The sequence below is a fragment of the Pseudomonas sp. C11 genome (genome assembly GCF_034683865.1).
Taxonomy (GTDB): domain Bacteria; phylum Pseudomonadota; class Gammaproteobacteria; order Pseudomonadales; family Pseudomonadaceae; genus Aquipseudomonas.
Genome location: NZ_JAWIIP010000103.1, coordinates 1 through 233 on the forward strand (window position 1 = coordinate 1; position 233 = coordinate 233).

The 233-nt window shown below is 59.7% G+C and carries 1 pseudogene; it reads right to left on the minus strand.

Annotation, left to right across the window (positions count from 1 at the left end):
* Positions 1–233: pseudogene (locus VC352_RS25085) on the minus strand (c-type cytochrome biogenesis protein CcmI); the annotation flags it as partial.

Sequence of the window (233 nt, forward strand, 5' to 3'; positions counted from 1 at the left end):
TAGATGCCACCAGAGATGGCGGCACGCGACGGATCCTGCTCTGGCAATACGGCAACCAGACTTTCCCAGTAACGCACCGCATCTGCATAACGCTGGCTTTCGTAGGCAGCGATGCCAAGCAGGACGAGGCTGGTGACCTCCTGAGCATCGGCTTTCACGGCCTCGTAGGTCAGTGCATGCAACTGCGCATTCAACTGCTTGCCGTTGGCGAAGTACAGCGCCTGGGCCCACTG